Origin of the sequence: Paraburkholderia sp. RL18-085-BIA-A (assembly GCF_046027075.1) — a bacterium.
Taxonomy (GTDB): domain Bacteria; phylum Pseudomonadota; class Gammaproteobacteria; order Burkholderiales; family Burkholderiaceae; genus Paraburkholderia.
In genome coordinates this window covers 1-1,219 of record NZ_JARESU010000443.1, presented here as the reverse complement: position 1 = coordinate 1,219, position 1,219 = coordinate 1, and the positions used below count along the sequence as shown (strand labels likewise).

2 pseudogenes are annotated in these 1,219 nt (G+C 58.9%); one reads left to right on the top strand and one right to left on the bottom strand.

The window, feature by feature from the left end:
• Nucleotides 1–564: pseudogene (locus P0D89_RS53120) on the bottom strand (IS6 family transposase); the annotation flags it as partial.
• Between the two features lie 43 nt (nucleotides 565–607).
• Between P0D89_RS53120 and P0D89_RS53115 the strand changes: the two are divergent.
• Nucleotides 608–1,219 (top strand): annotated as a pseudogene (locus P0D89_RS53115) (IS6 family transposase); the annotation flags it as partial.

The following is a 1,219-nucleotide window of genomic DNA, read 5'->3' as shown; positions in this document are numbered from 1 at the left end:
CGTTTGAATCCGAGCATCACGTTCGTTCTGGACTTGATGTTTCGATGATCCTGTTCGATCACGTTTTTCAGATACTTCGAGGAGCGCACGTGCGTCCCCTAAGGCAGCAGAGCGTCAGCGATCATCTCGCGCACGGCCCGATGCGAGGCGGCATAGCCATCGAGCGTGATCGTCTCCGGTGGCTGGCCCTGATGTTTGATGGCCTTGCTGAAAAAGGCTTTGGCCGCGCTCACATCGCACTTTGCCCTGAGCATGAAGTCCACTGTCTGGCCGACCCGATCTACCGCCCGGTAGAGATAGACCCACTTGCCACGAATCTTCAGACAGGTCTCGTCAACACGCCATGACCGGCCAGTGGGTATGCCAAACCGGTTCCAGCGCTTGACGAACTCCGGCGTAAAGCACTTTACCCAACGCATGATCGTGGTGTGGGCCAGCGACAATCCCCGCTCGGCCATCATCTCGACCAGATCGCGCAGGCTGAGCTTGTAGCGAAGGGTACCAGCGCACACACAGGACAATGATCTCCCGATCAAAATGCCGGCCATCAAACAACTCCTCCAGACGGCGTTGTCAGGTTGCTGGTCGTCTCGCGTAAGATGAGGCGATGAAGAAATCGAAATCGCTGTATCGCGTTCAGTTTCCCCACGGCGGGCCAGCCCCTGCCTCACGCAAAGTCATACTGTCTACCGGTATCAATTGAGCTTGCGTGACATCGAAGAACTGCTCTTTGAACGCGGCGTGATCGTGACCTACGAGACGATCCGATGCTGGTGCGATAAGTTTGGCGCAGCCTTTGCTCGTCGGGTGAAAGCGGCGCGTCGCAAACCAGGCGGCACATGGCACCTTGACGCGATGTTCGTGACGTTGCGCGGCGAGCCTTACCTGCTATGGCGCGCAGTGGACGAGCACGGCGCCGAACTCGACATCCTGCTGCAAAAGCGGCGCGATAAGGCCGCGGCCAAGCGCTTCTTCAAGCGTGTGCTGCGCTCGAACCCGGTGCCGCGCAAGATCATCACCGATCAGCTGCGCAGCTATCTGGCCGCCAAAGCTGAGATTTCAGAGCTGGCGAGCGTAAAGCACGTGTTTGTCAAAGCGGCAGCCCGACTGAACAACCGGGCTGAAAACAGCCACCAGCCGACACGCGAACGCGAGCGTCGTATGCGCGGTTTTCGCGATCCGACACGCACGCAGGCCTTCCTGTCGAGCTTCGGACTGG